We start from the raw sequence: 3,279 nt of genomic DNA on the forward strand, positions 1-3,279 counted from the left end.
GGTAGTGTGGGGCTTCCCCATGTGAGAGTAGGTCATCGTCAAGCTCCTATACGAAACCCCAGATCGCTAACGCGGTCTGGGGTTTCTTCTTTGCGTCGAGAAAACCTGGAACGGAGCGGGCGCCGCTAACCGTGGGCACCCTGAGGCTATCGGGCGTTTGCAGGTTGGACAGCCGCCGTCCGCGCGCTTCTGCAGTCTTCTGCTTTCTATGCAAGCCGTGGGCTCGTCGTTATCATGCCAGCCTTGTTCGTGGCGGGGCCTGGCATGCTGGCATTGTTGAAACTTCTGCAGGATGGGCGCTTTCATTCTGGCGAGGCCTTGGGGGCTGCGCTGGGTGTCAGTCGCAGCGCCATCTGGAAACAGTTGCAGAGCCTGGAGTCCGAGCTCGGGATCGAGGTATTCAAGGTTCCCGGCCGTGGTTATCGCTTGGCGGCGCCGATGACCTTGTTGGATGCCGCGCTGATCGAGCGCCAAGTCGCGACCTTGGCGTGGCCGGTATCCGTGCTGGCCAGTCTCGACTCGACCAATGCCGAGGTAGTGCGCCGACTCGAGGGCGGGCAAAGCGCGCCTTTTGTCGTGCTCGCCGAACGGCAAACGGCGGGGCGTGGGCGGCGCGGGCGCGCCTGGGCGAGTCCCTTTGCGGAGAATCTCTACTGCAGCTTGGCATTGCGCGTCGATGGCGGCATGCGCCAGGTCGAGGCGTTGAGCCTGACCGTAGGGCTGGCGGTGGCGCGCACCTTGCAGGTTTGTGGCCTGAATGCCGCTGGGCTCAAGTGGCCGAACGATGTCCTGGTGGATGGGCGCAAGATTGCCGGGATCTTGCTGGAGCTTTCCGGCGACCCGGCGGATGTCTGCCATGTGGTGATCGGTATTGGTATCAATGCGAACATGGCGCTCGACTCGTCGGCGGCCATCGATCAACCCTGGACCTCCATGCGTCAGTGTCTCGGTGGCATGATCGATCGCAATCTGCTGGCAGGCGAGCTGCTACGTCAACTGGCTGAGCATCTGTCTCGCCACTGGCGACAAGGTTTTGCCGGCTTGCGCGAGGAGTGGGAGGCGCTGCATCTGTGGCGCGGTCGTTCGGTGGCATTGCTTGCGGGCGATCATGCAACCCTTGGGGTGGTGCTCGGAGTGGACGAGCGCGGTGCCATCCGCTTGAGCGTCGAGGGCGTCGAGCGTTCTTTCAGTGGCGGAGAGTTGAGCCTGAGGTTGCAGCATGATTCTTGAGCTCGACTGCGGTAACAGCTTCATCAAGTGGCGTGTGATCACGGAGCAGGGGGGCGGGCGGGTCTGCTCGGGAGTGGTCGACTCCGATGCCGGGTTGTTTGCCGAATTGGCGGAGTGTCCGGGTTTGAGCATTCGCTACTGTCGCCTGGTCAGCGTGCGCAGTGATGCGGAGACCACTCGGTTGGTCGAGGAGTTGCGTGCGGCCTTCGTCGTCGAGGTTTGCTGCGCTCAGCCGGCCCAAGAAGCCGGGGGGGTGCGCAACGGCTACGACGATTACCAGCGCCTTGGACTGGATCGCTGGCTGGCGATGCTGGGGGCCTACCACCTGGGCCAGCGCGCCTGCCTGGTGGTGGACCTCGGTACAGCGGTCACCGCCGATCTGGTGGCGGCCGATGGCGCGCATCTCGGCGGTTTTATCTGCCCTGGCCTGCCCTTGATGCGCGATCAACTGAGCACGCATACCCGGCGCATTCGCTACGACCGGCGGTCGGCATTGGCGGCGTTGCAGGAGCTGGAGCCCGGGCGCTCCACGGCGGAGGCGGTGGAGCGCGGTTGCGTGTTGATGCTGAGGGGCTTTGTCGCGGTGCAGCTAGAGCAGGCGCGGTTGTGCTTTCCGGATGGTTTCGAGGTTTTCCTGACTGGCGGGGATGCTGACCTGGTGCGCGATGTCGCGCCAGGCGCGCAGGTCGTGGCCGATCTGGTCTTTGTCGGGCTGGCCATCGCCTGTCCGCTAAATTGAGGCAAGGCATGCGTTGGATCTTACTGTTGCTCGTTCTGCTCAATGTCTTCTATTACGTCTGGCACCAGCAGCAGGCGCCGCTGCGGGCCAAGGAAGTCGCGCCGACGGGCAGTTACCAGGGCGCGCGCAAGGATATCCGTCTGCTGAGCGAGACCGCTGCGCCGCGTGCTCGTGTCAGTGAACCGGTGGAAGAAGAGTCGCTGGCCTCGGCGGCGGTCTGTCTGTTTCTCGGTAGCTTCGAGGAAGAGGCGCGGGCGAAGGTGGTGGAGCAGCGCTTGCTCAGCCTGGATATTCAGGCCCAGGTGCGTAGCGTCGATGCGGCAGCGGGGGTCGAATACTGGGTCTATCTGCCGCCGCTGGCTTCGCGACAGGCGTCATTGCGGCAGCTGCGCGAGCTGCAGGCACGGCGTATCGATAGCTACATCATTACCCAGGGCGATCTGGCCAACGGCATTTCCCTGGGTATTTTCCCGCGCAGCGACTCGGCCGATAGCGTCATGCAGCGCCTGCGCGAGGTGGGTTACGAGCCGCAGATGCGCGAGCTGTCGCGCGCACACCGCAGTTTCTGGGTGCGTATCGCGCCGGAAAGCAGACGCCTGGCCGATGAGTTTTTGCTCGGGCAATTGGCCGGCGATTTCGCCGGTTTGCAGCATCAACTAATGCCCTGCGAAGGCGTTGCATTGCTCCAGTAGTTTGCATAGAATGGCGCCCGCTTCGCAGGGTGGTCAAAGTTGGTTCCCGACGAAGATGTTGTCAAAGTAGCTAACCTCACGATTTTAAATGAGAAAATGCTTGACAGCAGGGTGGCAGATCTAGAAAATGCCGCCTCACTTTGGAGGGGTTCCCGAGCGGCCAAAGGGATCAGACTGTAAATCTGACGTCATCGACTTCGAAGGTTCGAATCCTTCCCCCTCCACCAGATTCAGCGTGAGCTGCAAGCTCCGCGGGTATAGTTCAGTGGTAGAACCTCAGCCTTCCAAGCTGATGATGCGGGTTCGATTCCCGCTACCCGCTCCAGTTTGTGGTTGGCGCAATAGAGTTTGGCTCATGTAGCTCAGCTGGTAGAGCACACCCTTGGTAAGGGTGAGGTCAGCGGTTCAAATCCGCTCATGAGCTCCATCTAATGAAGGCAGATATGAAAGTATCTGCCTTTGTTTTAATGGCGGCATGGCTTGCTCAATTCTTCGCTAGGAGACGGTCAAGATGGCTAAAGAGAAATTTGAACGTAACAAACCGCACGTCAACGTCGGCACCATCGGTCACGTTGACCACGGTAAAACCACTCTGACCGCTGCTCTGACCCGTGTGTG

4 protein-coding genes and 3 tRNA genes are annotated in these 3,279 nt (G+C 61.4%); all 7 read left to right on the forward strand.

Going from position 1 to position 3,279, the window contains the following annotated elements; genetic code table 11:
* The first annotated feature begins 264 nt into the window (after positions 1 to 264).
* The gene (gene birA / locus ACIGKL_RS24925) at positions 265 to 1,230 is read left to right on the forward strand and encodes a bifunctional biotin--[acetyl-CoA-carboxylase] ligase/biotin operon repressor BirA (protein ID WP_397489014.1); all 966 of its coding nucleotides are present in this window, start codon (positions 265 to 267) and stop codon (positions 1,228 to 1,230) included.
* A complete protein-coding gene (locus tag ACIGKL_RS24930; protein WP_397489015.1) occupies positions 1,220 to 1,969 on the forward strand; it encodes a pantothenate kinase in 750 nt (249 codons plus the stop codon). The genes birA and ACIGKL_RS24930 overlap by 11 nt, the downstream gene beginning before the upstream one ends.
* 8 nt (positions 1,970 to 1,977) lie before the next feature.
* Positions 1,978 to 2,661, forward strand: a complete 684-nt coding sequence (locus tag ACIGKL_RS24935) for an SPOR domain-containing protein (protein WP_397489016.1) — start codon at positions 1,978 to 1,980, stop codon at positions 2,659 to 2,661.
* Positions 2,662 to 2,803: 142 nt separating this feature from the next.
* Positions 2,804 to 2,888: transfer RNA gene (locus tag ACIGKL_RS24940), tRNA-Tyr, on the forward strand.
* A gap of 24 nt (positions 2,889 to 2,912) precedes the next feature.
* A tRNA-Gly gene (locus tag ACIGKL_RS24945) sits at positions 2,913 to 2,986 on the forward strand.
* Positions 2,987 to 3,012: 26 nt separating this feature from the next.
* Positions 3,013 to 3,088: transfer RNA gene (locus tag ACIGKL_RS24950), tRNA-Thr, on the forward strand.
* An 84-nt stretch (positions 3,089 to 3,172) separates the two neighbouring features.
* The coding region (locus ACIGKL_RS24955) for a GTP-binding protein (protein ID WP_202966612.1) at positions 3,173 to 3,279 on the forward strand (107 nt) is incomplete at its 3' end.

It is taken from the genome of Pseudomonas sp. NPDC077186 (assembly GCF_044543505.1).
Taxonomy (GTDB): Bacteria; Pseudomonadota; Gammaproteobacteria; order Pseudomonadales; family Pseudomonadaceae; genus Aquipseudomonas.

Bases quoted from the DNA above. Each gene is read 5' to 3' on its own strand.
- birA (WP_397489014.1), top strand. From the start codon at position 265: ATGCTGGCATTGTTGAAACTTCTGCAGGATGGGCGCTTTCATTCTGGC.
- ACIGKL_RS24930 (WP_397489015.1), top strand. From the start codon at position 1,220: ATGATTCTTGAGCTCGACTGCGGTAACAGCTTCATCAAGTGGCGTGTG.
- ACIGKL_RS24935 (WP_397489016.1), top strand. From the start codon at position 1,978: ATGCGTTGGATCTTACTGTTGCTCGTTCTGCTCAATGTCTTCTATTAC.